General features: G+C 45.4%; 27 protein-coding genes and 10 tRNA genes. 5 read left to right on the top strand and 32 right to left on the bottom strand.

Annotated elements, in window-relative coordinates; translation table 11 throughout:
* Window positions 1-148 precede the first annotated feature (148 nt).
* On the top strand, window positions 149-922 hold the full coding sequence (locus tag EAE30_RS06485) for a DUF481 domain-containing protein (RefSeq protein WP_164711809.1): 774 nt from the start codon (window positions 149-151) through the stop codon (window positions 920-922).
* Between the two features lie 81 nt (window positions 923-1,003).
* Here the strand turns inward: EAE30_RS06485 and rplI are convergent, their stop codons facing one another.
* The 12 genes from rplI to EAE30_RS06425 form a co-directional block, all read right to left on the bottom strand.
* Complete coding sequence (gene rplI, locus EAE30_RS06480; RefSeq protein ID WP_123015228.1) at window positions 1,004-1,453, bottom strand: 50S ribosomal protein L9; 450 nt, start codon at window positions 1,451-1,453, stop codon at window positions 1,004-1,006.
* 34 nt (window positions 1,454-1,487) lie between these two features.
* Window positions 1,488-1,715: a 30S ribosomal protein S18 gene (gene rpsR / locus EAE30_RS06475; protein WP_000090472.1), complete on the bottom strand. Its 228-nt coding sequence runs from the start codon at window positions 1,713-1,715 to the stop codon at window positions 1,488-1,490.
* Window positions 1,716-1,730: 15 nt separating this feature from the next.
* Window positions 1,731-2,033 (bottom strand): primosomal replication protein N, encoded by a 303-nt coding sequence (gene priB / locus EAE30_RS06470; RefSeq protein WP_123015227.1) that lies wholly within the window; start codon window positions 2,031-2,033, stop codon window positions 1,731-1,733.
* Window positions 2,034-2,042: 9 nt separating this feature from the next.
* Window positions 2,043-2,411, bottom strand: coding sequence for a 30S ribosomal protein S6 (gene rpsF / locus EAE30_RS06465; protein ID WP_123015226.1), 369 nt, complete (start codon window positions 2,409-2,411; stop codon window positions 2,043-2,045).
* Window positions 2,412-2,750: 339 nt separating this feature from the next.
* Window positions 2,751-3,935: an elongation factor Tu gene (gene tuf / locus EAE30_RS06460; protein WP_123015191.1), complete on the bottom strand. Its 1,185-nt coding sequence runs from the start codon at window positions 3,933-3,935 to the stop codon at window positions 2,751-2,753.
* 106 nt (window positions 3,936-4,041) lie between these two features.
* Window positions 4,042-6,138 (bottom strand): elongation factor G, encoded by a 2,097-nt coding sequence (fusA, locus tag EAE30_RS06455; protein ID WP_123015225.1) that lies wholly within the window; start codon window positions 6,136-6,138, stop codon window positions 4,042-4,044.
* Between the two features lie 78 nt (window positions 6,139-6,216).
* Window positions 6,217-6,687 (bottom strand): 30S ribosomal protein S7, encoded by a 471-nt coding sequence (gene rpsG / locus EAE30_RS06450; protein ID WP_123015224.1) that lies wholly within the window; start codon window positions 6,685-6,687, stop codon window positions 6,217-6,219.
* Window positions 6,688-6,782: 95 nt separating this feature from the next.
* On the bottom strand, window positions 6,783-7,157 hold the full coding sequence (rpsL, locus tag EAE30_RS06445) for a 30S ribosomal protein S12 (RefSeq protein ID WP_005417208.1): 375 nt from the start codon (window positions 7,155-7,157) through the stop codon (window positions 6,783-6,785).
* 159 nt (window positions 7,158-7,316) lie between these two features.
* A complete protein-coding gene (gene tusB, locus EAE30_RS06440) occupies window positions 7,317-7,592 on the bottom strand; it encodes a sulfurtransferase complex subunit TusB (protein WP_123015223.1) in 276 nt (91 codons plus the stop codon).
* Between the two features lie 8 nt (window positions 7,593-7,600).
* Window positions 7,601-7,957 carry a sulfurtransferase complex subunit TusC gene (gene tusC / locus EAE30_RS06435; protein WP_123015222.1) on the bottom strand — a complete coding sequence of 119 codons (357 nt, stop codon included), beginning with the start codon at window positions 7,955-7,957 and terminating at the stop codon, window positions 7,601-7,603.
* On the bottom strand, window positions 7,954-8,358 hold the full coding sequence (tusD, locus tag EAE30_RS06430) for a sulfurtransferase complex subunit TusD (protein WP_241967720.1): 405 nt from the start codon (window positions 8,356-8,358) through the stop codon (window positions 7,954-7,956). The genes tusC and tusD overlap by 4 nt, the downstream gene beginning before the upstream one ends.
* Window positions 8,351-9,034: a helix-turn-helix transcriptional regulator gene (locus EAE30_RS06425; RefSeq protein ID WP_123015221.1), complete on the bottom strand. Its 684-nt coding sequence runs from the start codon at window positions 9,032-9,034 to the stop codon at window positions 8,351-8,353. Before EAE30_RS06425 ends, tusD begins: the two co-directional genes overlap by 8 nt.
* A gap of 276 nt (window positions 9,035-9,310) precedes the next feature.
* Between EAE30_RS06425 and EAE30_RS06420 the strand changes: the two genes are divergently transcribed.
* Window positions 9,311-10,501, top strand: coding sequence for an ISL3 family transposase (locus EAE30_RS06420; protein ID WP_123016684.1), 1,191 nt, complete (start codon window positions 9,311-9,313; stop codon window positions 10,499-10,501).
* A gap of 54 nt (window positions 10,502-10,555) precedes the next feature.
* On the opposite strand, the gene fkpA is transcribed toward EAE30_RS06420, so the two are convergent.
* Window positions 10,556-11,335, bottom strand: coding sequence for an FKBP-type peptidyl-prolyl cis-trans isomerase (gene fkpA, locus EAE30_RS06415; protein ID WP_123015220.1), 780 nt, complete (start codon window positions 11,333-11,335; stop codon window positions 10,556-10,558).
* Window positions 11,336-11,469: 134 nt separating this feature from the next.
* Here fkpA and EAE30_RS06410 point away from each other — a divergent pair, with 134 nt between their 5' ends.
* Both EAE30_RS06410 and EAE30_RS06405 read left to right on the top strand, forming a co-directional pair.
* The gene (locus tag EAE30_RS06410) at window positions 11,470-12,453 is read left to right on the top strand and encodes a WD40 repeat domain-containing protein (RefSeq protein ID WP_199287075.1); all 984 of its coding nucleotides are present in this window, start codon (window positions 11,470-11,472) and stop codon (window positions 12,451-12,453) included.
* Between the two features lie 13 nt (window positions 12,454-12,466).
* On the top strand, window positions 12,467-12,679 hold the full coding sequence (locus EAE30_RS06405) for a SlyX family protein (protein ID WP_390257936.1): 213 nt from the start codon (window positions 12,467-12,469) through the stop codon (window positions 12,677-12,679).
* A gap of 156 nt (window positions 12,680-12,835) precedes the next feature.
* Here the strand turns inward: EAE30_RS06405 and hflC are convergent, their stop codons facing one another.
* The 8 genes from hflC to tsaE all read right to left on the bottom strand — a co-directional run bounded on the left by hflC (window position 12,836) and on the right by tsaE (window position 21,977).
* Entirely contained in the window at window positions 12,836-13,822 is a 987-nt protein-coding gene (gene hflC, locus EAE30_RS06400; protein ID WP_123015217.1) for a protease modulator HflC, read from the bottom strand.
* A 2-nt stretch (window positions 13,823-13,824) separates the two neighbouring features.
* Complete coding sequence (hflK, locus tag EAE30_RS06395) at window positions 13,825-15,030, bottom strand: FtsH protease activity modulator HflK (RefSeq protein WP_123015216.1); 1,206 nt, start codon at window positions 15,028-15,030, stop codon at window positions 13,825-13,827.
* A gap of 44 nt (window positions 15,031-15,074) precedes the next feature.
* Window positions 15,075-16,364 (bottom strand): ribosome rescue GTPase HflX, encoded by a 1,290-nt coding sequence (hflX, locus tag EAE30_RS06390; protein WP_123015215.1) that lies wholly within the window; start codon window positions 16,362-16,364, stop codon window positions 15,075-15,077.
* A 34-nt stretch (window positions 16,365-16,398) separates the two neighbouring features.
* On the bottom strand, window positions 16,399-16,662 hold the full coding sequence (gene hfq / locus EAE30_RS06385; RefSeq protein ID WP_123015214.1) for an RNA chaperone Hfq: 264 nt from the start codon (window positions 16,660-16,662) through the stop codon (window positions 16,399-16,401).
* A 195-nt stretch (window positions 16,663-16,857) separates the two neighbouring features.
* The gene (miaA, locus tag EAE30_RS06380; protein WP_123015213.1) at window positions 16,858-17,790 is read right to left on the bottom strand and encodes a tRNA (adenosine(37)-N6)-dimethylallyltransferase MiaA; all 933 of its coding nucleotides are present in this window, start codon (window positions 17,788-17,790) and stop codon (window positions 16,858-16,860) included.
* Window positions 17,787-19,778, bottom strand: coding sequence for a DNA mismatch repair endonuclease MutL (gene mutL, locus EAE30_RS06375; protein ID WP_123015212.1), 1,992 nt, complete (start codon window positions 19,776-19,778; stop codon window positions 17,787-17,789). The genes miaA and mutL overlap by 4 nt, the downstream gene beginning before the upstream one ends.
* A 13-nt stretch (window positions 19,779-19,791) precedes the next feature.
* Window positions 19,792-21,519, bottom strand: coding sequence for a LysM peptidoglycan-binding domain-containing protein (locus tag EAE30_RS06370; RefSeq protein ID WP_390257939.1), 1,728 nt, complete (start codon window positions 21,517-21,519; stop codon window positions 19,792-19,794).
* Window positions 21,513-21,977: a tRNA (adenosine(37)-N6)-threonylcarbamoyltransferase complex ATPase subunit type 1 TsaE gene (tsaE, locus tag EAE30_RS06365; protein ID WP_123015210.1), complete on the bottom strand. Its 465-nt coding sequence runs from the start codon at window positions 21,975-21,977 to the stop codon at window positions 21,513-21,515. Before tsaE ends, EAE30_RS06370 begins: the two co-directional genes overlap by 7 nt.
* Before the next feature lie 209 nt (window positions 21,978-22,186).
* On the opposite strand from tsaE, the gene queG reads away from it, so the two are divergent.
* A complete protein-coding gene (gene queG / locus EAE30_RS06360) occupies window positions 22,187-23,299 on the top strand; it encodes a tRNA epoxyqueuosine(34) reductase QueG (RefSeq protein ID WP_123015209.1) in 1,113 nt (370 codons plus the stop codon).
* Between the two features lie 884 nt (window positions 23,300-24,183).
* Here queG and EAE30_RS06355 read toward each other — a convergent pair.
* The 11 genes from EAE30_RS06355 to orn all read right to left on the bottom strand — a co-directional run bounded on the left by EAE30_RS06355 (window position 24,184) and on the right by orn (window position 26,017).
* A tRNA-Gly gene (locus EAE30_RS06355) sits at window positions 24,184-24,259 on the bottom strand.
* Between the two features lie 48 nt (window positions 24,260-24,307).
* A tRNA-Met gene (locus tag EAE30_RS06350) sits at window positions 24,308-24,384 on the bottom strand.
* Between the two features lie 35 nt (window positions 24,385-24,419).
* Window positions 24,420-24,495: transfer RNA gene (locus EAE30_RS06345), tRNA-Gly, on the bottom strand.
* Between the two features lie 39 nt (window positions 24,496-24,534).
* Window positions 24,535-24,611: transfer RNA gene (locus tag EAE30_RS06340), tRNA-Met, on the bottom strand.
* 35 nt (window positions 24,612-24,646) lie between these two features.
* A tRNA-Gly gene (locus EAE30_RS06335) sits at window positions 24,647-24,722 on the bottom strand.
* Window positions 24,723-24,761: 39 nt separating this feature from the next.
* Window positions 24,762-24,838, bottom strand: a tRNA-Met gene (locus tag EAE30_RS06330).
* A 35-nt stretch (window positions 24,839-24,873) separates the two neighbouring features.
* Window positions 24,874-24,949: transfer RNA gene (locus tag EAE30_RS06325), tRNA-Gly, on the bottom strand.
* Between the two features lie 39 nt (window positions 24,950-24,988).
* Window positions 24,989-25,065: transfer RNA gene (locus EAE30_RS06320), tRNA-Met, on the bottom strand.
* Window positions 25,066-25,100: 35 nt separating this feature from the next.
* Window positions 25,101-25,176: transfer RNA gene (locus EAE30_RS06315), tRNA-Gly, on the bottom strand.
* Between the two features lie 37 nt (window positions 25,177-25,213).
* Window positions 25,214-25,289 (bottom strand) — tRNA-Gly (locus EAE30_RS06310).
* A gap of 182 nt (window positions 25,290-25,471) precedes the next feature.
* Window positions 25,472-26,017 carry an oligoribonuclease gene (orn, locus tag EAE30_RS06305; RefSeq protein ID WP_123015208.1) on the bottom strand — a complete coding sequence of 182 codons (546 nt, stop codon included), beginning with the start codon at window positions 26,015-26,017 and terminating at the stop codon, window positions 25,472-25,474.
* Window positions 26,018-26,079: the final 62 nt, after the last annotated feature.

Here is a 26,079-nt window from a genome sequence, read left to right as displayed (position 1 = left end):
ACGGCCCATTATAACGGGAATAGAGGATTTGTAATCAAGCAATGAAAACTTTGTTCGACTCCTCATCAGAATTAACTTACGCTTGACCATTATTTGCTTCACGCATTTTATCATTGTTAGTCACCAGTATAACGATCAGAGGTTGTTTGTGTCCCGAATTTGGCTTTTAAGTACCAGTCTATTATTAGCAGGGATGGCTCATGCGGATGAAGCCCCTAAAGTCGATGAAGACCAAATGGATATCAAGATCCCCTCACCTTGGAGTGGACAAGTCGAGTTGGGATACCAAGCTCATTCAGGCAATACCGAAACCGAAGCGCTTAATGGTTTAGTACAAGCCAGCTATACAAAAGGCCGTCACCGGACCACGGGAGAATGGAAGGTTTATAAGCTGGTGCGAGAAAATAAAAAAGATAAGAGACAATCGGCATACTCATTGCAAAGTGACTATAAAACCGGACCGAAAAGTTACCTATATAGCAGCTTTCAAGGCAACCGCTCAAACTACACCGCTTACTACAAAGATTACACGTTATCTTCTGGTTTAGGTTATCAGCTTACCCATACCGATACCGTCACCTTAGAATTTGAGCTTGGCCCTGGCTATCGTTATCAAAAACCGAATGAAGATGAAATCGGCTCGAAGGACATCGTGTTTACGGACACCATTCGCGAGCCGATCTTACGAGCGAAAATTCACAACGAATGGGCTATACGCAAAAATCTCAACTTCTATGCCGATGCGACGGTCGTATCAGGGGAAAGCAATACCACCCTCAATAGTGATGTGGGGATTACCAATAACATTACCGATAATATCGCACTGAAAATCAGCCACAGTTTACAGTATTACGACCGAGTGCCAGAAGGGTTGAAGAAACACGATGGCGTGTTTACTGTCAGTGTGCTCGTCTCATTCTAAGCACTGCACCATGTGCGAATAATAGACATAAAAAAAACACCAGCCGAAGCTGGTGTTTTTTTTCGTTGCTTATCGTAAAGATTAAGCAGCAACAACTTGAATTTTCGCAACAGCGAAAATTTCAGAGTGAGTTTGAACATTGATGTCAAATTCACCAGTTGTGCGTAGCGCACCTTCAGATAGACGAACTTCACTTTTAGCTACGTTAACACCCGCTGCAGTGATCGCGTCAGCGATATCACGAGTACCAACAGAACCAAATAGTTTGCCTTCATCACCTGCTTTAGAGGTGATAACAACAGCTTCAAGAGCTTCGATTTTGTCTGCACGATCTTGAGCGGCTTGAAGTTGCTCAGCAACTTTAGCTTCGTATTCAGCACGACGAGTTTCGAAAACTTCAAGGTTAGCTTTAGTTGCCATTACTGCCTTACCTTGTGGGATAAGGAAGTTACGTGCGTAACCAGATTTAACGTTAACTGAATCGCCAAGGCCACCTAGGTTACCGATTTTATCAAGTAGAATAACTTGCATTGCTTAATTCCTCTTTCTTAATAAACGGTGCCGATTACTGATGCTTGTCAGTGTATGGCAATAGAGCTAGGTAACGAGAGCGTTTGATTGCACGCGCTAGCTGACGCTGATACTTAGCACTTGTACCAGTGATACGGCTAGGTACGATTTTACCAGCTTCAGTGATGTAGTTCTTAAGAGTTGCTACATCTTTGTAATCAATCTCTTGTACGCCTTCTGCTGTAAAACGGCAGAATTTGCGACGACGGAAGAAACGAGCCATGGGCTATCTCCTGATCTAAATTTGAGTAATGTTATCAGCATGCAATACCAATTTTCCGACACCATTTCGGCCGGTTTGGTAGGTCACGAAACCACCTACCATGATATTACTGCCTTGAACTAAATTCTGAGTGAGTAACGTTGACCTTTGCCCGCTGACCACCACAGGCATACGACAGTATACTTGTCTTGGTAAATCAGCTTCGACCACCGTAGAACGATGCTCAAGCCAAAAACGGACATGAGCAACCCCTGCGGGGCTTTGGCTACGAATAGGAGGTTTCGCGACAACGCCACTAATCTCCATTCGATTGGTCATCGTTAAGAATTACTCAGCGTTAGTTTCTGCTGGCGCATCTTCACGCTTAGTACGTTCTTCTTTAGCTTTAAGCATGATAGAAGGTTCAGTAATCGCGTGTTTCTTACGCATGACCATGTTACGTAGAACTGCGTCGTTGAAACGGAAAGCAGTTTCCACTTCGTCGATTGCAGCTTGGTCCGCTTCAACGTTCATAAGAACGTAGTGAGCTTTGTGAAGCTTGTTGATTGGGTAAGCCAATTGACGGCGGCCCCAGTCTTCTAGACGGTGGATAGTACCGCCAGCTTCAGTGATAGAACCAGTGTAACGCTCGATCATGCCAGCAACTTGCTCGCTTTGATCAGGGTGCACCATGAATACGATTTCGTAATGACGCATTGATTGCTCCTTACGGATTATTCAGCTTCCCAAGTTGGCCCGGTCGTCCAGAGGAAGCAAGGAACTAATAAAAAATGACCGAGAATTAAGGAACACGAATTGTACAGAGTTGGTACTAGAGAGGCAAGGGAAATATTCAGCAGGAAGAAAGAAGATCGATTGGGCAAGCCCTTGTGCTACAAGAATCTCCATCGAAGAGGGGTAAGACCGCTCCCCCAAACAAAGTGGCTGATTTTGGGTAGAGATAACCAGTGACATTTAACACGGGCCATAGACAGCAAAAAGGGAAGCCGAGGCTTCCCTTTTTTCAATGCGATGTTCGCACTAAAACGAGGCTAATTAAGCTTCGATTTTAGCAACAACACCAGCACCTACTGTACGGCCACCTTCACGAATCGCGAAACGTAGACCTTCGTCCATTGCGATTGGTGCGATTAGCTCTACAGTCATTTTCACGTTATCGCCTGGCATTACCATTTCTACGCCTGCTGGTAGCTGGATGTCACCAGTTACGTCAGTTGTACGGAAGTAGAACTGTGGACGGTAACCTTTGAAGAATGGCGTGTGACGACCACCTTCATCTTTTGACAATACGTATACTTCTGATTCGAACTTAGTATGCGGTGTGATTGAACCAGGCGCTGCTAGTACTTGACCACGCTCTACTTCGTCACGTTTTGTACCACGTAGTAGTGCACCAACGTTCTCACCTGCACGACCTTCGTCAAGCAGTTTACGGAACATCTCTACACCTGTACATGTTGTTGATGTTGTGTCTTTCATACCAACGATTTGTACTTCATCGCCAACTTTCAAGATACCACGTTCAACACGACCTGTTACTACTGTACCACGACCTTGGATTGAGAATACGTCTTCAATCGGCATTAGGAATGGTTGGTCTACTGCACGCTCTGGCTCTGGAATGTAGTCGTCTAGCGCTTGCGCTAGTTCAACAATTTTCTCTTCCCACTGTGCTTCGCCGTTCAATGCACCTAGTGCTGAACCTTGAATTACTGGTAGGTCATCGCCTGGGAAATCGTATTCTGATAGAAGTTCACGTACTTCCATCTCTACAAGTTCTAGTAGCTCTTCATCATCAACCATGTCACATTTGTTCATGAATACGATGATGTAAGGAATACCAACCTGACGGCCTAGTAGGATGTGCTCACGAGTTTGTGGCATTGGGCCATCTGTCGCTGCTACTACAAGAATACCACCGTCCATCTGTGCAGCACCTGTGATCATGTTTTTCACATAATCCGCGTGTCCTGGACAGTCAACGTGTGCGTAGTGACGGCTTGGAGTATCGTACTCTACGTGTGAAGTCGCGATTGTGATACCACGATCACGTTCTTCAGGAGCGTTATCGATTGACGCGAAGTCACGTGCTGCACCGCCGTAAGTTTTAGCAAGTACAGTACAGATAGCAGCTGTTAGAGTTGTTTTACCGTGGTCAACGTGGCCGATAGTACCAACGTTTACGTGCGGTTTCGTACGTTCAAATTTTTCTTTAGACACGATCGTGTTCCTTCCTAGTTATGATTCACCTTAAGTAACGTACACTCAAGGCGCGCCAGAAATGCTATTTTATGCGCCAACGCTCGTCAGCGCAATAGATTCATGATTAACCGCGCTCTGCAATGATGGCATCAGCCACATTTTTGGACACTTCAGCGTACTCAGAAAACTCCATAGAGTATGAAGCACGGCCTTGTGTTGCAGAACGAAGGGATGTTGAATAACCAAACATCTCCGCAAGTGGAACTTTAGCATGAATGATTTTTAGTCCAGCATGACCATCATCCATACCACCGATGAGACCACGTCGACGGTTTAAATCACCGACCACATCGCCCATCCAATCTTCCGGAGTAGTGACTTCAACTTTCATTAGCGGTTCAAGAATAATAGGGTTTGCTTCAAGCGCACCTTTCTTAAACGCCATCGATCCGGCGATTTTAAACGCCATTTCGTTTGAGTCAACATCGTGGTAAGAACCATCAAACAATGTTGCTTTAACATCCTGCATCGGATATCCAGCAAGCACACCGTTATTCATTTGTTCTTCGATACCTTTCGCTACCGAACTAATGTATTCCTTAGGAATGACACCACCAACGATCTCGTCAACAAAGACAAATCCTTCATCAGGTTCTGACGGCTCAAGCTTAAGCCATACGTGACCGTACTGACCACGACCACCAGATTGACGAACAAACTTACCTTCAACTTCGGTAGTACCGCGAATAGTTTCACGATAAGCAACCTGAGGTTTACCGACGTTACAATCAACACTGAATTCACGTTTCAAACGATCAACAATGATATCAAGGTGAAGTTCACCCATACCAGAGATCAGCGTTTGACCGGTATCCTCATCTGTTTCAACGCGGAAAGACGGGTCTTCTGCCGCTAGTTTACCTAGCGCGATACCCATTTTCTCTTGGTCTGCTTGAGAACGAGGTTCTACGGCAATTTGAATTACAGGCTCGGGAAATTCCATGCGCTCCAACACCACTTTATGGTTTGGATCACATAGGGTGTCACCGGTTGTGACATCTTTCAGACCGATTGCCGCTGCAATATCACCCGCATAGATCTCTTTCAGCTCTTCGCGCTTGTTGGAATGCATCTGTACGATACGACCGATACGCTCGCGTTTTTCTTTTACTGAGTTATAAACGGCATCGCCGGATTTCACGACTCCCGAATATACCCGCATAAACGCCAACGTCCCAACAAATGGGTCTGTCGCAATTTTGAATGCTAAGGCGGCAAATGGTTGGCTATCATCTGCAAGGCGCTCTACTTCATTCTCGCGATCATCAATACCTTTAATTGCAGGTACTTCTACTGGAGAAGGTAAGAAATCGACGACGGCGTCAAGCACGGCTTGCACACCTTTATTTTTGAATGCGCTACCACAAGTAGCCAAAACGATTTCATTATTGAGAGTACGTTCACGCAGACCTTGTTTGATCTCCGCTTCGGTTAACTCGCCTTCTTCCAAGTATTTTTCCATCAACTCTTCATTCGCTTCAGCCGCCGCTTCAACCATATGGTTGCGCCACTCTTCAGCCAATTCGAGCATATCCGCTGGAACCTCTTCGTGAGAGTAAGACATGCCTTGGTCGGCATCATTCCAGTTGATGGATTTCATCTTGATAAGATCAATCACTCCTGAGAACTCTTCTTCTGCACCAATGTTTAATTGGATAGGAACCGGAGTTGCCCCAAGACGATTTTTAATTTGGTCTACAACGCGTAAGAAATCTGCACCTGAACGGTCCATCTTATTAACAAATACCAAACGTGGAACGTGGTACTTATCAGCTTGACGCCAGACAGTTTCAGATTGAGGTTCAACACCTGACGAACCACAGAAAACAACAACTGCACCGTCAAGCACGCGAAGAGAACGCTCTACTTCAATAGTAAAGTCTACGTGTCCTGGGGTGTCGATGATGTTGATGCGGTGGGGTTCAAACTGTTTGTCCATACCAGGCCAGAATGTCGTAGTCGCAGCCGAGGTAATAGTAATACCACGTTCTTGCTCCTGCTCCATCCAATCCATGGTGGCGGCACCATCGTGAACTTCGCCGATTTTGTGAGATAGGCCAGTGTAGAACAGAATACGCTCAGTAGTGGTTGTTTTTCCTGCATCTACGTGAGCACAAATACCAATGTTACGGTAGCGCTCGATAGGAGTTTTCCTAGCCACGATTGTATCCTCTCACTAAGGTTAACCTTAGAAAATAAAAACGTGCTGCGAGAGGGCCTCGCAGCACAAAAGGTCATATTACCAACGGTAATGTGCGAACGCTTTGTTCGCGTCTGCCATACGGTGAACGTCTTCACGTTTCTTAACAGCAGTACCTTTGTTTTCTGACGCGTCTAGCATTTCTGCAGATAGACGTTCAGCCATAGATTTTTCACCACGCTTACGCGCAGCTTCAACCAACCAACGCATAGCAAGTGCGTTACGGCGAACCGGACGAACTTCTACAGGTACTTGGTAAGTTGAACCACCTACACGGCGAGATTTAACCTCTACCGATGGGCGGACATTTTCAAGAGCTTCTTCAAAAACTGCTAGGTGATCTTTACCAGATTTAGCAGCCATAGATTCTAGTGCAGTGTATACAATACGCTCTGCAGTAGATTTTTTACCGTCAACCATAAGGATGTTAACGAATTTTGCCAGCAGTTCAGATTTGAACTTAGGATCTGGAAGGATCTTACGCTGACCAATAACGCGACGACGTGGCATGGATATTCTCCGTTGTCTTCTTCAGGTTATCCAAAACTTTTCAGTTTCTTCAAAATATTAATAATTTAGTGTTTGGCCTTACTTAACGGATACCATTAAGATTTCGGACGTTTCACACCGTATTTAGAACGACCTTTCTTACGGTCATTTACGCCTGCACAGTCAAGTGCACCACGAACAGTGTGGTAACGTACACCCGGAAGGTCTTTAACACGACCACCACGGATTAGAACAACTGAGTGCTCTTGAAGGTTGTGACCTTCACCGCCGATGTATGAAGTAACTTCGAAACCGTTAGTTAAACGAACACGACATACTTTACGAAGTGCTGAGTTAGGTTTCTTAGGTGTAGTAGTGTATACACGAGTACATACACCACGTTTTTGCGGGCACGCTTCTAGTGCTGGCACGTTGCTTTTAACAACTTGCTTTGCACGTGGCTTGCGAACCAACTGGTTAATAGTTGCCATTAAATAGCTCCTGATTTACTTAAAGTAAGCTTTGTGAAAAATCTAGCCCTACCTAAATAGGGACGCAAAATTCTATGCAGCCGATGGAAGAGTGTCAAGAAATATACAGATCTTTTTTACTCGATAGCGTCGTTTTCTTTTTGTACAGAAACCGAAAAATCACCAAGTAATTGATTTTACATACTTAACCGTCAAATCGACAAATCCCTCCATATCCACCACGTGGTATGAAGAATGAATACCTTGAACGCACCCTCTGGCCTCAAGATCTTCTTGCAATACAAACACCAGCATAGGCTGCTCGGTGTGAGTCAACAAGGTACAACCTGTTCGAGCCGCATAAACGGCTTCCTCGATCAGTAAAACACCATCTTCGGGCTGCATGTACGCAAGCGCAAGCGGCAGTTTTGCCATTGTTTTAACAATGTGTAACATGGCACTCCCTAAAAATTCAGAACGCGATCAAACTGATTCATATAAGCGGCAAGTTCTGATCGGCTTACCACTTGGCAATCGATCACAAGCTCTTCTGCAGATAGGCCCCACTCTTTGAGGCTATCAGCACACACATAGCATTGCTCAATCTCGTATAACTCAATTAACTTAAAGGCACTAATATAATTACGGCTCAAAATTTTTTCTGGGGCCTGATGTTTCAATAGTTGGAGCACGCCAGGGCCGAGAAAAAACACCCCAATATCCTCACTGTAGGAGGCGGCCGCTAAAATGGCATCCAACCCTTCTCGTCCCGAGGCCGTGTGATGAGGTGTTGTATGGAAAACAAATGCAATTTTATTCAAAACTGAACAACCCTATCTTGTGTCAACATGGCTTCTGCTAGCGCCCCTAACCCGGACTGTACAAATCCTGATGCTAAGTTATCACCACTTAGTTGGTGCAAACGGGCTTCTTCTGTTGAGATGATGCCACGACGTAAAGCGGCAGCGACACAGGTTTCTAATGCAATATCATGCTCTTTAGCCAACGCTTGCCATGCTTCTACAACATTCACTTCGTCGCTGGCAGGGACAGTCAATGCTGAGCCATTGAGCACGCCGTCTTGATAAAAAAAGACACGCGATAGGGTATGCCCTTTTTTAATCACCGCTTTAGCGAATAACAATGCACTTCGCGACGCTTGCGATCCGTAAGCGCCACCATTGACGACTAACGCGTAACTCAACACCGAACCACTACTCACAGAGCTCTTCCTCGGTCTTACGCTGACGAATATAGAGGTACACCGTATGCTTAGAAATATTCAAACGCTCTGCTACTCGGTTGATCGCATCTTTAATATCGAAAATTCCTTTATCAAACAGCTCAATCACGATTTGACGATTTTTCGTGTTATTCGATACGGATTTATCGGCATTAATTTCTTCGATTGTGCGCTCTACTGTCTGATCAACCAACTCTTCAACGTCACTGGCAAAGTTGACGTTCGATGCTGCGGTTTGTGCCTCTTGACTCGGCAGAAACGAATTCAAGATCTGTGAAAACGGTGCATCTAAATTGACATTCACACACAACAGGCCAATCACTCGATTGTCTCCATTACGAATCGCAACCGTAATCGACTTCATCAGCACGCCACCTTTGGCTCGTGTAAAGTACGAACGCGAAAAGTTGCGCTCAGACCCTTCGATGTCTTTGAGCATTTTTAAAGCAAGATCGGTAATTGGAGAGCCAACCTGACGCCCGGTGTTCTCACCATTGGCAATCTTGATTGCTGACGTATTCAAATCTTCCAATGAGTGCAAAACAATTTCACAAAAAGGACCAATTAAGCTAGCAATACCGTCTACAACCGCTTCGTAAGAGCTCAGAATCACCTTGTCATGCTCCGTAAACGGTTTTACATGCACAGATTCCATATCTAAAAGCAAATCAGAGTGGATGATTTCAGTGGAAGTAGTTGTCACTGTATTCGACCTCAGAACAATAATTCAACAAAGAGTGTTTAGTTTATCAGATATTTTGATGATATTCGTCCGAGTTATGCCATTGCCTATGACTTAACACAAGCATTCACGTGATAACCCCATAAAAAAAGGTTCATCGCGGATTAGCGGGAATTTAAAACAAAAACGGTAGAAAGTGATATGGTTTAGTCGCCAAACAAAAATCATACACAAACTACCGTTTTCATGATGAATCATACTTTTCTATCCTCTTTTTGGGAAGGCTTTCATGTCGTAAAGTCTGCTCAAACGTCTTCTCTTATCACCATTACTCTCAAACCCAGCACAACCGCTCGGTGTTCATGTGGGCAATATGTTCAAGCCATACATGATTATCAGTGGCGAACGATTAAGGAAGCGATGATGCTCGGCGTACCTGTCGAACTATCCGTACAAACAAGGCGTATCAAGTGCCCTGACTGTGGTATCAAAACCGAATCTATTTCTTGGCTTGAACCTTTTGCGCGCCTAACTAACCGCTTACGTAGTTATATTGAACAGTTGCTGCCTCTTCTTCCTATTAAGCATATTTCCCAGATGACGGGCGTTCATTGGCACACGATTAAGGAGATAGATAAGCGCCGACTAAAAAATGGGGTGCCAGAGGTCAACTGGGCCGAGCTGAAACAACTGGTCATGGATGAGTTTGCGCTCTTTAAGGGACATCGTTATGCCACCGTTATCGCGGATGCTAAGACGCATCAAGTGCTGTGGATAGGCGTTGGACGAAGTCGACAAGATATCCGTCCCTTCTTTGAGTTACTTGGTCAGTATTGCCAGAACATAGAGGCGGTTGCGATGGATATGAATACGGCTTTCGACCTCGAAGTGCAGCAACATTGCCCCAACGCTCGCATTGTGTACGACTTATTTCATGTGGTCGCCAAATTTGGTCGGGAAGTGATGGATAGAGTCAGAGTTGATCAAGCGAATCAACTCAAACAAGACAAGAAAGCACGCCAATGGATTAAGCGCTCTCGCTGGATTCTCCTTAAAAACAGAGGCAACTTAGACAGTAAGCAGGAGAGCTACCTAAGTGAGATACTGAGTATGAACAAGGACTTAATGGTGACGTATTTACTTGGCTCTCAGCTTAAAGAGTTATGGCGATGCCAGTCAGAAAGCGAAGCGAGAGACTTATGGGACGTATGGTGGGGGCAAGTTCAAGAAAGCGGGATCAAGCCGCTTATGGACTTCGCAAGAAAGCTCAAACCTTATCTTCATGGCATCGTTGCTTCTGCATGCTATCCACTCAATACCTGTACGCTCGAGGGCATAAACAACAAGATAAAGTTAATCAAGCGAATGGGTTACGGCTATCGAGATACTGATTACTTCTTTTTAAAGATAAAAGCGGCTTTCCCCGGAAAGCCGCGATGAACCTAAAAAAAGGCCTGTTGAACAGGCCTTTTTTCATACGACGCGAGAGTGCCGTTATTTTTTAGATTTTGCTGTGTCGTCTTGTTTATCCACTTTCACCAGTTCCACTTCAAACACTAATGTTGAGTCAGCAGGAATGGTTGGCGTTGCTTGTTTACCGTAAGCAAGCTCTGGTGGGATAACAAATTTGTATTTCGCACCAGGTTTCATCAACTGTAGACCTTCAGTCCAACCTGGGATAACACGGTTAAGAGGGAACTTTGCTGCTTCACCACGATCGTAAGAACTATCAAACTTGGTACCGTCAATCAACGTCCCTTTGTACTGGACTTCAACCGTATCGGTCGCTTTTGGTGCAGTGCCTTTACCCGGAGTTAAGACTTTGTACATCAAGCCAGAATCGGTGACTTTCACGCCGTCTTCTTTCTTGAATTTCGCTCGGAACTCTTCACCCGCTTTGCTATTTTTAGCGGCTTCTTCACCTTGCTTCTCTTTCATTTTCTTCGCAACGCGTTGATCAAGACCTTGCAGTACTTTACGTGCTTCGTCTTCTTTCATACCAGGTTTTCCGGCGAAAGAATCTTTAATTCCTTTTAGGACGATGTCTTTGTCCAAATTCACGCCAATCTCTTTCGGTTTTTCTAGACTGGTGGATAGGTAGTTGGCAAATGATACGCCGATCGCGTAAGCCGCTTTTTCATCGTCTGATTTAAATTGAACGGTGCTTGCTTGTTCCGCTGCTGGTTTAGTCTCTGATTTCGAATCTTCTTTCTGGCATCCAGCGGCTAACATAACGGTAGCGGCAAGCAATGACACTTTAAATAATGATTTCATTCAATTCTCCAATTGTCGGTATTCCTACAAAGGTGAGCCACAGAACTGGATATTCAGTTGGTGTTGCCCTCATAATTGTACCAATATAACTTTATGTTATGCGATTGTCTGTATATCAAACAGGATTATTAAACTTGAAACGAATATTTTCTCACTTCATTCTAAGCTTATTTATCATTTTGACGCTAAATGGGTGTTTTTTCAAAAGTAATTCAGTCGAAGAATGGGATCTTGAGCCCAATGGATCCACCGCTTTTGCTCTTAGCCCTGACGGACGATTCGCATTACTCTATTCAAAAGAACACCAATTAGTGTTGTGGGATCTCCAAAAAAGAACACAACTTGCTGAACTTGGCCCACAAGATCCACAAGCCCACACCGTGAGTCTCATTCGTATTTCAGATAACGATCGCTATGCCGTAACTGCGACGCAAACCAACTTTGCGGTTTGGGATCTCGGGCTCGCCCAGGCCGATGGATTGTGGTCCATTTCCGACGGCACGATTCGAGATATCGACATCTCCAGTGACGGTAAACAAGTCTTGCTCGGGCTGTCTAATGGAAAAGCCATCTATGTCGACTTAGTCAACGGCAGACGGATTGAGTTCCTAGCACACCGAGAAAAAGTGAATACCGTTGCCCTTTCGCCTAACGGTCGCTATGCGCTGACCGGTGGGAATGACCATACCGCTTATCTATGGGATACCCGAAACGCGAGTATCATATTAACGCTACAACATGAACATAGAGTGAATAAAGTCGCGTTGCAGCGTCAAGGGGCCTTTGCATTGACCTCTGATGATGGCAACGATGCCTTTATTTGGAACCTCAAAACAGGTCAAAAACAAAGCCACTTAAAAAGCTTTTCTCGGCAGCTTATTTTCTCTAGTGCGCGCTTTGCCCATAATGGACGTTATTTACTAACGGGCACGCCCGGAAGCCAAGTCGCCATTTGGGATACCACCAGCGGAGAAAAAATTGACCAGTTTAATACCAAGCCACAAAAAGATGCTCGTCCACCCCGAGCCGTAGTGTATGATGTGGCCCTAGATAAACAACAACGTATTATTTCTGCGACTTCCGCAGGTGTCGCTGAAGCTTGGGAGTTTGAAGAATAAAATGAATGACGAGATGAAAAAGCTGCAACAGCGTGTTGATGACCTAGAATATCAAATCTCTTTTCAAGAACAGACCATTAGTGATCTCAACGATGCATTAAGCCAACAGCAGTTCGTGATTGCAGAGATGAAAGATCAAATGAAGTTTGTGGTCGGAAAAATTAAATCGATAAGTCCAAATGAACTTGCCGACCCCTCTGAAGAAACCCCACCGCCGCATTACTAAGTCAGAACGTGCCTAAAGCGCTCAGAGGACAGTTTCGCTATTTTCTACACCGTGATACCACTGACTTAAATTGAGGTCACATTCGCGGTTTGAGCGCGAAAATGGCCAATAAAAAAGGCTCCTTTAAGGAGCCTTTTTAGTGCGCGTCAATCGCAGTTACTTGGTTACTGTGTTGCCTTGCGGGTTTTTCATGTATTTGAAGAAATCACTGCTAGGGTCCAGAACCAGTACATCGTTCTTACTATTAAACGATTTTTTGTAGGCTCTCAGTGAACGCAAGAAACTGAAAAACTCCGGACTTTCGCTATAGGCATCCGCGTAAATCTTCGCGGCTTTGGCATCGGCATCACCACGTGTCACACGTGCTGTCTTGTCAGCTTCAGCAAGAATCGTCGATACTTCTAGCTCAGCTTGAGCTCGAATGACTTCCGCTTTTTCACGACCTTGAGAGCGGTGTTTCCGTGCCACAGATTCACGTTCAGCTCGCATGCGTCGATAAATCGATTCACTGATTTCATCAGGTAAATTGATTTTCTTAATACGGAAATCGACAACCTGTACACCCAAATCTTTCGCAGCGCTTTCACGAGTATCCGTTAAAACGTCGTCCATGATTTGGTCACGTTGACCATCGGTTTTTAATGCTTTTTTCGCCGCTTCCGTCGTCACAACATCCGAATCTGCGCTATCAGGCAAGACTTCTTTATTACGAGGGCCAGACACGATTTGCTTAATCTCACGCTCACCGATTTCTGAACGCAATACGTCCGTCACTTTACGCTCAAGCAAGGCTTCAGCAGTCAGTGAGTTGCCGCCCCCTGTCGCCAGATAAAAACGCCCGAAATCTTGAATACGCCATTTCACGTAAGAATCAATAATCACGTCTTTTTTCTCGGCGGTAACAAAACGATCCGCTTTGCCATCCATCGTTTGAATACGTGCGTCTAAACGCTTAACACGATCAAACAACGGCAACTTAAAGTGTATCCCTGGCTTGTAGATACGAGCCGCGGTACCACCATCGTCTTTATTGATTTTACCAAACCGTACCACGATACCACGCTGGCCTTCAGGAATGACAAACAACGACATCAGTAACAACGCCAATACAACAACCACTGCGGGGATCATTAACTTACGCATTTTTAGTATCTCCCTTGGCGTGAATCGCTAGTACGTGATGCGTCATTGGCAGACTGCTTGATTTTGGTATCTGCATGCTGAGATTCACGCTTAATTTGGTCATACACTGAGATAGAATCCGTATTATCCGTTTGTTTCGGCTTACCAGATTGTTTCATCAGCTTATCCAGAGGCAAGTACATAATATTGCCGCTTGATTTGGTATCTACCATCACTTTGGACGTGTTGGAATACACTTTTTCCATCGTATCAAGGTAGAGACGTTCACGTGTCACTTTCGGTGCGGCTTTATATTCAGGCAAGAGTTTCTCGAACTGAGCGACTTGACCTTGTGCGCCATTAATCACACGCTCACTATACCCTTTCGCTTCTTTCTTCAAACGTTCGGCACGGCCGGTCGCTTTCGGTAAGATTTCATTTTTGTACGCTTCGGCTTCACGGATGAAACGCTCTTCATCTTCTCGTGCGGCAATGGCATCATCAAAAGCATCTTTGACTTGCTCAGGAGGACGAGCGGATTGGAAGTTCACATCCACAATCGAAATACCCATGTCGTACTTATCAATGATTTCATTCAGGGTTTTCTGCGTGGTTTGACGGATCTGTTGACGACCACTGGTCAAAATACTATCCATCAGTGAGTCACCAATGACGGCACGTAATGCAGAATCGGTGGCTTGACGTAAACTGTCATCGGCGTTCGTAACCACATACAAATATTTATACGGGTCAGACACACGGTATTGCACATCCATTGAGACAGTGACAACATTTTCATCTTTCGTCAGCATCAGACCTGATGCGCGTAAAGAACGAATTGCTTGCACGTTAACCGGAGTGACCGTATCGACAAAACGAGGTCGCCAGTTTAGACCAGGATCAACAATACGATCGTATTTCCCTAAACGCAGTACCACACCACGTTCTGCTTCGCCAATCGTATAAAAGCCGGCAAAAAACCAGACTAATACGGCAATTAACGCAACGATACCAATCCCAATGGCACCGCCATTTGAAGACGACCCGTTACTTCCATTGCCTTTTTTGCCGAACTTACCTCCGAGCTTTTGACTAAGTTTGTTAAATACTTCGTCTAAATCTGGAGGACCTTGATCACGACCACCTTTATTCCCGCGATTATTATTACCCCACGGGTCATTATCGCGGCCATTGTTGCCGTTGTTATTACCAGGCTCATTCCACGCCATTAGAAAGCTCCATCATTGATATGACGTTATACTTTAGCAATGATTTAAGTGACTATAAAGTCAGCTAAATCCGCCTCTTCTCTTTTCTCTAGTCTAGACCAATCTACCTGCTGCATACGAACAGTAATCAATAAATTGCCCTCTGGATCATATTCTTCCTGCTTAATACAGTTCATTTGGAAGAAGATACTCCGAATACGTCCTTGGTGTTCAGGTGGAATCAACAGATTATGCTCGACCATTTGGCTGGCAAGACGCTCAGTCAATGCCTCAAATAATAGGTCAATTCCCTCACCAGACATCGCTGACACCCATACCGTGCGAGGAATCCCCTCATCATCGCGTTCAATACGAGGTGTTTGATGTTCTAAACTATCAATTTTGTTCATGACGAGCAGAGTTGGGACTTCGTCTGCATCAATCTCTGCCAATACATCATTCACCGCTTCAATGTTCTCACGAAAACGATCGTCACTAGCATCAATAACATGTAACAAAATGTCAGCTTCTTGCGTTTCTTGTAACGTCGCTTTAAATGCCGCCACAAGATCGTGAGGAAGATGACGAATAAACCCAACCGTATCCGCTAAGATCGCGGTACCAATATCAGCCAATTCTACTTTACGTAGTGTTGGATCCAAGGTCGCAAACAGTTGATCCGCTGCATACACATCGGCTTCCGTAATGCGATTAAATAACGTCGATTTTCCCGCATTGGTATACCCTACCAAGGACAAAGTCGGAATCTCTTTGCGGTTGCGGGCGCGTCGGCCTTGCTCTCGTTGCTTCGATACTTTCTCTAAACGACGTAAAATCGCTTTGATTCTGTCACGCAATAAACGGCGGTCCGTTTCTAGCTGCGTTTCGCCAGGACCACGTAGACCGATCCCCCCTTTCTGACGCTCCAAGTGAGTCCAACCTCGGATAAGGCGTGTAGAAATATGACGCAGTTGTGCCAATTCTACTTGGAGATTACCTTCATGGGTTCTTGCGCGCTGCGCAAAGATATCTAAGATCAAACCAGTACGGTCGATCACTCGACATTGACATAGTTGTTCTAGGTTGCGTTCTTGAGCTGGGGATAAAGCGTGGTTAAAAATGACGATATCAGCTTCATTCGCCGCGACAGCGCTAGCAATTTCTTGCGCTTTGCCTTCGCCAACGAAATATTTAGGGTGAGGAGATTGGCGGCTGCCTGTGATCACTTGTAGCGTAGAAACACCTGCAGATGACACAAGCATTTCACACTCACTAAGATCTTCCCACTCACCCTCTTGCGTGAAGTTGATATGAACAAGTACGGCTCGCTCCCCCGATTCGTAACGGTCAAACAAGCGCTCAACTCCTTAAATATTTTGAAATAATAATTTACTCTTCTGTTTTTTCTGCAGGACGATCCTGCGCTGGACGCTCACCATTGTGATGACTCACTGCGCGAGCAGGAACCACAGTCGAAATCGCATGTTTATACACCATTTGATTCACTGTGTTCTTCAATAGGATGACAAACTGGTCAAAAGATTCAATCTGACCTTGTAGCTTAATGCCATTCACTAGATAGATAGAAACCGGAATACGTTCGCGACGTAGCGCGTTCAAGAATGGGTCTTGTAGAGATTGCCCCTTAGCCATTTTATTTTTCCTTATTTTTGATTTTGTATTAATTATTTAGCTAGTGGTGCACGAATAAGAGTGCGGCCTCATATCTGAGCTAAACGAATGAAAAATACTCTAAGTTCATTATTGAGTCGTATGACTATAACTTCAAGTCATTGATCTTACTTAAAGCACATTACGCAAAAGCGAAAATAATTATACACACCTTATTCAATCAGATGCTATTGCATCCGACATTGTTTCAAAAGCGTGATCAATATCCCCACTATCTAACCAAGTTAGATCATCCCAGCTGCGTAACCAGGTAATCTGTCGCTTGGCCAATTGACGAGTGGCACAGATACCACGAAAAATCGCGTCATCTAATGTACCTTGTCCGTCTAAATATTCCCACATCTGTCGGTAACCGACACAACGGATTGATGGTAAATCGGCATGAAGATCCTCGCGTTGGTACAACGCTCTTACTTCGTCTTCAAACCCCGCTTCCACCATTTTGTTGTATCGTAACTCAATCCGACGATGGAGTTCAGCCCTTTCCTTGGGAACAATGGCAAACTGTTTAATACGATAAGGGATTGCTTCCCCTTTCGTTGCCGTTAACTCTGTTAATGTTTTACCAGTAATTCGGTAAACTTCCAATGCCCGCGATAAACGTTGTGGATCATTCGGGTGAATGCGTTTTGCCGACACAGGATCAATATCTTGCAATTGATCGTGCAGCATTGTCCAGCCATTCGTCAATGCTTCTTGCTCTATTTGTTGACGAATTTTTTGATCGGCGGCCGGTAAAGGTGATAATCCCTCAATGAGCGCTTTGTAATACAACATCGTGCCGCCCACCAGCAAAGGGATTTTTCCTTCGCTCACAATCGCATCCATGGCTAACAAGGCATCACGACGAAAGTCTGCCGCGGAATAAGAGTCACTCGGATCGAGAATATCGATCAAACGATGCGGCGCAAGCGCCTGCTCCTCTGCCGACGGTTTCGCTGTACCGATGTCCATCCCTTTGTAAATCAGCGCAGAATCGACACTGATGATTTCCACAGGAAAGGTCTGGCGCAAACGAATCGCTAAATCGGTTTTACCCGATGCGGTAGGCCCCATAAGAAACAGGGCTAAAGGTAATTGTTTAGTCATGAATTCAAAGCTGCAATAGTCGCGGAAAAATCTACTTTTTGAACAAACTGGCTATCATTTAAAGGCAACTCGCCTTCCCACAGTAACTCTAGTTCAGAAATCAACTGAATACCTTCCGATAAGGAATAATCAGCCTGACCGCTGACCACTTGATCACTTAACCAATAAGCAAAATTATCATGGTTCAGTGTGACATCATGGTGATCAAGCGTCGAAGACGCGTACGATAACAGATCCGGCATCAATTGTTGCAAGTTTTGCTGACGCAATGGCTGCGGAACCCCCATAACGGTAATTGACTGCTTAGATTTTGGCTGTAGATCGATGCCTAATCGAGAAAATTCATGGTGATATTTCTCCAAACTCACCAAATCACTGGGCGTCGATTTAATCGAAAAAGGCACCAGCAAAGGCTGACTTTTTAATGGGGTCTCTTTCGCGTGTAGTTGCCCTCGTACTCGCAGCCATTGTGCTCTTTCTAATGACACCAGCACACACCCGACATTGGAGAGCATCACCAAGTATTTACCATGGACAATATCCAGAGCTTTACCCAGCTCAGTGACCTCTCCTTTCTGGGTCACAGGTTGAGTAACCCTCTTTGGTGTCTTTGGATAGTCAGGAAGCGCAGACGCGATGGGCGTCTCTAATAGGTGCTGATAAACCTGTACCTCTTCGACACTTGGCCCCTCTTCGGCACGTTTTGCCGTTGAAGGCTTTCCTCCACTGGACACCGACGCTTTGTGCGGTGACGTTTGAGTTGGCGATGACCAAGACTTATCCGCCGCAGGCTCTGACACCCCCGACGTCCGCTGATCGCGCTCCGTACTACTGCGATAATCGCTCTGCCCCGGATACGCTGGCACCTTATCCACGGCTTGCCAAACTTGTTGTGATACCGGGCTTAACGATTCTGTCTCTTGCGAGGACACCTGTGGCTCATCAGCATGAGAAAAGGCCGCTTGGTTATGAGTGGGCTCATCAATGTATAACCCTTGTGCTAACGCGCTAGAGAGCGCCTGATAAATGAAATCATGGACAAGGCGCGCCTGCTGAAAGCGCACTTCATGCTTCGCAGGATGCACATTGACGTCAACTTGGTGAGGATCCACTTCGATAAACAACACATATGTGGCGTATTGATCTGGCCGCAGACTTGTTTCGTAACTCTGACGAATGGCATGGTTGATGAGGCGATCTTTCATCATGCGTCCATTCACATAGCAATACTGCAAATCGTTTTGCTGACGAGCTCCCTCTGGGGTTGAGATCCAGCCAGACAATTTCATCCCTTGATGATCCAACGTAACGTGCAGCATATTCTTAACGAAACTGTTACCACAAATAGCGGCGATGCGTTTTTCTTCTTGTGCTGGGGATTTCGCCGCTCGATACTGGCGAACCAGTTTTCCGTTATGACGTAAATTGAAAGTGACGTCAAAACGGCTTAACGCGATCCGTTTGATCAGCTCATCAATGTGAGTAAACTCTGTTTTTTCGGTTCGTAAAAACTTACGTCGTGCTGGCGTATTAAAAAACAAATCGAGGACCTCGACCGAGGTCCCCACTGGGTGTGCTGCTGGCTGAGTTTTCACCGCCATTTCACGCCCTTCACTATGGGCGGACCACGCTTCTTCTTGCGTCGCTGGACGCGAGGTCATCGTCAAACGGGCTACAGAACTGATACTGGCAAGCGCTTCCCCGCGAAAGCCTAAACTCATGATCGCTTCTAAATCATCCAAATTATGTATTTTTGACGTGGCGTGGCGACTCAGTGCTAGCGCAAGCTCATCTTTCGGGATCCCTGTACCATTATCACGAATACGAATGAGCTTCGCGCCACCTTTCTCGATATCAATATCGATGCGTGTCGCACCAGAATCTAAACTGTTTTCTACCAACTCTTTTACTACGGAAGCCGGTCGTTCTACGACTTCCCCCGCGGCAATTTGGTTTGCCAAACGAGCGGGTAAAATTTGAATCGCCATAATCGTTAACGTCTTATTTATTTGGAATAATCAACACTTGCCCGACCGCCAGAGAATCTGTTTTTAGGTGGTTCGCATTGCGAATGCTATTGATGCTCACCCCATACTTACTCGCCAACTTCCCTAGATACTCGCCTCTCGCGACTTTATGCTTTCTCACCGGTTTATCTTTTAAGCTCACCGTGATTTTCAGCTTTTGTCCCAGTGACAACACATTCGATCGCAAATGGTTCTCACGTTTTATGTCATCCACCGACACCTTATAATGGGCGGCGATCTTACCTAAATAGTCACCTTTCACCACTTTATGATAAATGGTCTCCGTTTCGACTTGATGACTGACTTCAGGAACTTGAATCGAGGAACTGCCACGAGGGATGGTCAGCGTCTGCCCAACGGACAGCACATTCCCGCTCATATCGTTTGCCTTCTTGATGTTGGCAACCGAAACACCATAACGCTGTGCGATCACGGATAACGAATCACCGCTTTTCACGGTATAATGGCGGGGTTTACCATGACTAGCAAACATTGTCCCTTGCGGTGGGTTCTCTTTAAAGTACTCAACAATGGCCGTTGCAATAGCGCGGGCAATTTTTTCTTGGTGACTTTGCTGGAACAGTAACCTTTCTTCTGAAGGGTTAGAAATAAAGCCCGTTTCTACCAACACTGAAGGAATATCCGGCGATTTCAATACCGCGAGGCTGGCATTGACCGGTTTACTGCGATGCAAGTGCGCCACTTTTCCAAGCTTGCCAAGAATATCGGACGCGAGCTTGAACCCTTCTTTTTGTGAGTGACTAAATTGCAAATCCAATAAGGTCTGGCTGACATTGCGGTCGCTGTTCTTTTTCGCTAACACCGCACCGGCCCCACCCAGCAATTCAGACTGCTCTTCGTGATTCTCAACCCAACGGCTGATCTCGGTATTCGCTCGACGAGTATTCAATACAAAGACTGACGCTCCACGAGGCTTAGGAGAACGAAAAGCATCGGCATGAATGGAGATTAATAAATACGCGCCATGCTCACGGGCGATTTCCGTACGGCGATTCAAACTGACGTAATAATCCCCTTTACGCGTCATCACCGAATGCATGCCGGGTACACGATCAATCAGATTCGCCAACTTCTTACCAATACTGAGCGTCACATTTTTTTCAAAACGTCGCCCCGGTCCTATCGATCCTGGATCTTCCCCACCATGCCCAGGATCCACCGCGATCACGATATCTTGATTTTTCGGTGGCGGTGCTTTTTTCGTTGACGACGAGTCAGTGTGGGTAATTGGGTTTTGTTGCTTCGCCTTCGCAGCGTCCGGCTTATCACTGTTGGGAAGATCGATCACTAAACGGTGTCCGTACTGCCCCCCAGGGGTTGGCGGTAGCGTAAACACTTTTGGAGAAACACGCTTCTTCAGCTCAAGCACCAGTCGAGTGGTGCCTTTTTCCGGTGGTGAGCTGGCACGGATTTTTTTCAGAATCTGGCTATCGCTGATCGTGATCGGCAAACGCGCGTTACGCGTGGTATCGTGCAAATCCACCACCAAGCGTTCCGGACTCGACAAACGAAAGTAACTGAACGTGACTTTACTTTTCACGTCAATCACCACCCGAGTGTCATCCGGTGATGGCCATACTCGAAGACTTTTTAAGGTATTCGCACTCACCGAGTGCGTAAAGAGAGCAATGAATAACCCTAAGAATACATAGAGAGAACAGGAACGAACGGCGATCAAAATAACTCCAATTGACTTATTAGCGTATTTCCATACTGATTATTGGCCGTCAAGGTGACATGTCTTTGTTCACCATCATAACGTAAATCAACAATAACATCCGCTTGTGGTAATAAGCCGTGACCCTTGTCAGGCCATTCCACCAAACATATCGCATCCGCAGTAAAATAATCACGAATACCCATAAATTCTAATTCCTCAGGATCCGCCAATCGATAGAGATCAAAATGATACACACGCCAATCGCTCAATTCGTATGGCTCCACCAGAGTGTACGTTGGGCTTTTCACTTTACCTTCATGCCCAAGCGAGCGAATAAAACCACGACTGAATGTTGTTTTACCAGCACCGAGATCGCCATATAAAAATAACGTGGTCTGTTGCTGACACAATCCAGCCATTGCAGCGCCTAACGCAACGGTGTCTTGCTCGTTTTTTAACGTAAATGTCTTCGTGGTCATCTAACTGTCATCTCAAATCTATGGCCAAAAGGCGTAAAAAATTTCCCAGTAGAGAATAGTAAACTGTAGTGTAATTAATTAACAAGAACTCTCGTGTAAGCAAACGGAAAAACATCCCTAGTTTCCTGTTAAATTATCCAATAATACAGGCTGGATCCCATGCACGAGATCCGTTAACATTCGCGATCCTCTATACTGACAGAGCTGTTATGGATTATCACGCACTCGTTGAGAATATTAAATCATGGGCCTATGAATTAGGTTTTGCCAAAGTGGGCATCTGCGATGTGGATCTGTCTGATCAAGAAGCCGCTCTGCAACAATGGCTTGATGCTGGCTATCACGGTGATATGGACTGGATGGAGCGACACGGTATGATGCGTGCGCGTCCAGCCGAGTTATTACCGGGGACGGTTCGAGTGATCAGTGCTCGTATGAACTATCTACCGCAAGATGCGCACTTCGCCACAAACCTAAGCGATACGACTCAAGCGTATGTGAGTCGTTATGCGCTAGGTCGAGATTATCACAAGCTTGTGCGTAACCAACTCAAAAAACTGGGCGAAAAGATCAAAGAAGAAGTCGGTGCATTAGGGTATCGTCCATTTGTGGATTCCGCCCCTGTTTTAGAGCGACCACTGGCGCAAAAAGCGGGATTAGGCTGGACAGGGAAACACTCATTGATTCTCGATGAGAATGATGGGTCGTGGTTCTTTCTTGGCGAACTCTTGATTGATCTCCCATTACCAGTCGACACGCCATCAGAAAACCAATGTGGTCAATGCCGAGCCTGCGTGACATCTTGCCCAACCAACGCCATTGTCGCCGATGGGGTTGTGGATGCACGTCGCTGCATTTCTTATCTGACTATTGAATACGCCGGTATTATCCCTGAGGAATTCCGTTCCCTGATGGGAAACCGTATCTACGGATGCGATGACTGTCAATTAGTCTGCCCTTGGAATCGCTTTGCTGATCTCACCACTCAACCTGATTTTCAACGTCGTGAAATGTTTCAGGACCCCGATTTACTCCGTTTATTTTCATGGGATGAAAAAACCTTCTTGAAAAAGATGGAAGGGTCTGCGATTCGGCGAATTGGCCATGAACAGTGGCGTCGCAATTTAATTATTGCCATGGGAAATGCGCCATACTCACAACGCATCATTGATACATTGACGGACACGCTGGGTCAGTCAGAGCTGCTCGATGTCCATATTGAATGGGCACTGCAACAACAAGAAAATCAATTGCCCTTTCAAGATAGGAAAAAAGAGAGATTGATTCGAATTGTTCAAAAAGGCTTACCGCGAGATGCCTAAAAAAACCGTCATTTTGACATCTTGACCCTTGACATTAGTTTATCAATCAAAATGTGGACAAAAATATCACATCCGACTTTTTCCCTAAGCTGCTTAAAGTTAGTCACAACACAAATAAATGATTAGGATCAAGTGTTTTTTAGTTAATGATCTTTTTTTTCTTGTGATTACGCTTTGGAAAACTCAATAAAAACCAACAAAAACATAAAGTTATGAAAAAATAGACTCATAATAAAAACTCAAATCTCAAAAACGATCTTGGACAAGATGCTGATTTTTTCTACTCAAAAACACTTTATGCACCAAGTTATCCACAGATTTATTTTGTGGATAAGTCTGTTAACTATTCGTTTAGAACTCGTGAGCAACGCGAAAAACAGGCCCACCAGTCGGTGTCCTGCAAATTAAGAAAAGAAAGAATGTATGTCAACGCTAATTTAGGAATGATGCTTCACAGCATTAAGAGAACACAATCCGTGTTAGACATTAAAAATAGCACAAATATCGACGGCGATAGCAAATACCATTGTGATCTTAATAACAATCTCGTGATTGCATGATTAGCTCAATCAGACAGACTCAGTTCCATTCATTGACGAATGCAGCTGTCTTCATATTGTGTCAGCACTCAGACCGACGCCATCACTTTATCAGCCTTGTATGAGCGATATAAAACGCATTCAGTGATAATGTTACTCTATCCACATAAACGTGTCTAAAGTCATAACATCACTGTACATGAAAGACATTGAGGAAGAGATTGACTGGTATCAAGCATCCCATCAATGACTTTCGAACCATGCATGTTGCAAAGTAACTACAGACATATATTCGTTTTTAGCCATTGCAGACATGCAATGAATATCGACTTCATAAGAAGTAACTGGAGCGACACACGAGGTTCGAACTCGTGACCTCGACCTTGGCAAGGTCGCGCTCTACCAACTGAGCTAGTGTCGCACAAGAGATGATTATTGAATCGGAACGATCCAATAATTGGATATAAAGTGGTTGCGGGGGCCGGATTTGAACCGACGACCTTCGGGTTATGAGCCCGACGAGCTACCAAACTGCTCCACCCCGCGTCCGATTGTGTCACTGTTAAAGTACAATGAAAACTTGGAGCGACACACGAGGTTCGAACTCGTGACCTCGACCTTGGCAAGGTCGCGCTCTACCAACTGAGCTAGTGTCGCACTCTGTATTACCCGACATAATCATCGAATAATCAAATGTGGTTGCGGGGGCCGGATTTGAACCAACGACCTTCGGGTTATGAGCCCGACGAGCTACCAAACTGCTCCACCCCGCGTCCGATTGTGTCACTGTTAAAGTACAATGAAAACTTGGAGCGACACACGAGGTTCGAACTCGTGACCTCGACCTTGGCAAGGTCGCGCTCTACCAACTGAGCTAGTGTCGCACTCTGCATTACCCGACATAATCACCGAATAATCAAATGTGGTTGCGGGGGCCGGATTTGAACCAACGACCTTCGGGTTATGAGCCCGACGAGCTACCAAACTGCTCCACCCCGCGTCCGATTGTGTCACTGTTAAAGTACAATGAAAACTTGGAGCGACACACGAGGTTCGAACTCGTGACCTCGACCTTGGCAAGGTCGCGCTCTACCAACTGAGCTAGTGTCGCACTCTGCATTACCCGACATAATCACCGAATAATCAAATGTGGTTGCGGGGGCCGGATTTGAACCAACGACCTTCGGGTTATGAGCCCGACGAGCTACCAAACTGCTCCACCCCGCGTCCGATTGTGTCACTGTTAAAGTACAATGAAAACTTGGAGCGACACACGAGGTTCGAACTCGTGACCTCGACCTTGGCAAGGTCGCGCTCTACCAACTGAGCTAGTGTCGCACTCTTAACTGAAAACTCCGTCACCTTTAAAAGGATTTGGAGCGACACACGAGGTTCGAACTCGTGACCTCGACCTTGGCAAGGTCGCGCTCTACCAACTGAGCTAGTGTCGCATACTTAACGTTGTTTCCCGTCGTTAGGGCTGCGAATTATAAGAGCATTTGAGTGTGATGCAAGTCTTTAATTGAAAAAAAAGAGATTTTTTTTGCTTATGATGAAAAAGCGACCAGATAAGTCTTCGTTTTTCAACAGCGTGCTGATAAAACCACCATCACACTCTCACAGACATTCGTCGTTAGATTGAAAACACGTTTTCACGGTAGTATTGCAGCTCAGCGATCGAGTCGCGAATATCATCTAACGCTAAATGACTGCCTTTCTTCGTTACGCCATTGAGCAACTCCGGCTGCCAACGACGCGTCAACTCTTTAATCGTACTGACATCAAGATAACGATAATGGAAATATTGTTCAAGATCAGGCATGTGCTTATACAAGAAGCGACGATCCTGACCAATGCTATTCCCACAGATAGGTGATGCGCCTTTCGGAACCCACTGCTCAAGAAAGGCAATAGTTTGCGCGACAGCTTGCTCTTCCGTGACGGTGGTTTGTCGAATACGCTCAACCAACCCACTCTCGGTATGCGTCGTCGTGCACCACTCATCCATCTTCTCTAGTTCCGCTTCTGGCTGATGAATCGCCAATACAGGACCTTCTGCGAGGATATTCAGCTCAGAATCCGTTACGATGGTGGCAATTTCAATAATTTTATGAACTTCAGGATCCAGTCCAGTCATCTCTAAATCAATCCAGATTAAGTTGTGTTCATTAAAAGACATAGCTAGCCGCCTATTTGGGATTATCATGAAAAAAGGTACTATACCTAAATTCAGAAACCCAA

This window comes from Vibrio zhugei, assembly GCF_003716875.1.
GTDB classification, from domain to species: domain Bacteria; phylum Pseudomonadota; class Gammaproteobacteria; order Enterobacterales; family Vibrionaceae; genus Vibrio; species Vibrio zhugei.
This window is presented reverse-complemented; position numbering and strand designations above follow the sequence as displayed.

What these genes read in the sequence shown, in the direction of transcription:
- orn (WP_123015208.1), bottom strand. Translation starts at nt 26,017, where the DNA reads ATGTCTTTTAATGAACACAACTTAATCTGGATTGATTTAGAGATGACT.
- hflC (WP_123015217.1), bottom strand. Translation starts at nt 13,822, where the DNA reads ATGCGTAAGTTAATGATCCCCGCAGTGGTTGTTGTATTGGCGTTGTTA.
- rpsF (WP_123015226.1), bottom strand. Translation starts at nt 2,411, where the DNA reads ATGCGTCATTACGAAATCGTATTCATGGTGCACCCTGATCAAAGCGAG.
- EAE30_RS06405 (WP_390257936.1), top strand. Translation starts at nt 12,467, where the DNA reads ATGAAAAAGCTGCAACAGCGTGTTGATGACCTAGAATATCAAATCTCT.
- fkpA (WP_123015220.1), bottom strand. Translation starts at nt 11,335, where the DNA reads ATGAAATCATTATTTAAAGTGTCATTGCTTGCCGCTACCGTTATGTTA.
- tusB (WP_123015223.1), bottom strand. Translation starts at nt 7,592, where the DNA reads ATGTTACACATTGTTAAAACAATGGCAAAACTGCCGCTTGCGCTTGCG.
- hflK (WP_123015216.1), bottom strand. Translation starts at nt 15,030, where the DNA reads ATGGCGTGGAATGAGCCTGGTAATAACAACGGCAACAATGGCCGCGAT.
- priB (WP_123015227.1), bottom strand. Translation starts at nt 2,033, where the DNA reads ATGACCAATCGAATGGAGATTAGTGGCGTTGTCGCGAAACCTCCTATT.
- rplI (WP_123015228.1), bottom strand. Translation starts at nt 1,453, where the DNA reads ATGCAAGTTATTCTACTTGATAAAATCGGTAACCTAGGTGGCCTTGGC.
- mutL (WP_123015212.1), bottom strand. Translation starts at nt 19,778, where the DNA reads ATGGCGATTCAAATTTTACCCGCTCGTTTGGCAAACCAAATTGCCGCG.
- EAE30_RS06420 (WP_123016684.1), top strand. Translation starts at nt 9,311, where the DNA reads ATGAATCATACTTTTCTATCCTCTTTTTGGGAAGGCTTTCATGTCGTA.
- hfq (WP_123015214.1), bottom strand. Translation starts at nt 16,662, where the DNA reads ATGGCTAAGGGGCAATCTCTACAAGACCCATTCTTGAACGCGCTACGT.
- rpsL (WP_005417208.1), bottom strand. Translation starts at nt 7,157, where the DNA reads ATGGCAACTATTAACCAGTTGGTTCGCAAGCCACGTGCAAAGCAAGTT.
- tsaE (WP_123015210.1), bottom strand. Translation starts at nt 21,977, where the DNA reads ATGACCACGAAGACATTTACGTTAAAAAACGAGCAAGACACCGTTGCG.
- EAE30_RS06425 (WP_123015221.1), bottom strand. Translation starts at nt 9,034, where the DNA reads ATGGAATCTGTGCATGTAAAACCGTTTACGGAGCATGACAAGGTGATT.
- miaA (WP_123015213.1), bottom strand. Translation starts at nt 17,790, where the DNA reads ATGACTAAACAATTACCTTTAGCCCTGTTTCTTATGGGGCCTACCGCA.
- queG (WP_123015209.1), top strand. Translation starts at nt 22,187, where the DNA reads ATGGATTATCACGCACTCGTTGAGAATATTAAATCATGGGCCTATGAA.
- rpsR (WP_000090472.1), bottom strand. Translation starts at nt 1,715, where the DNA reads ATGGCTCGTTTCTTCCGTCGTCGCAAATTCTGCCGTTTTACAGCAGAA.
- rpsG (WP_123015224.1), bottom strand. Translation starts at nt 6,687, where the DNA reads ATGCCACGTCGTCGCGTTATTGGTCAGCGTAAGATCCTTCCAGATCCT.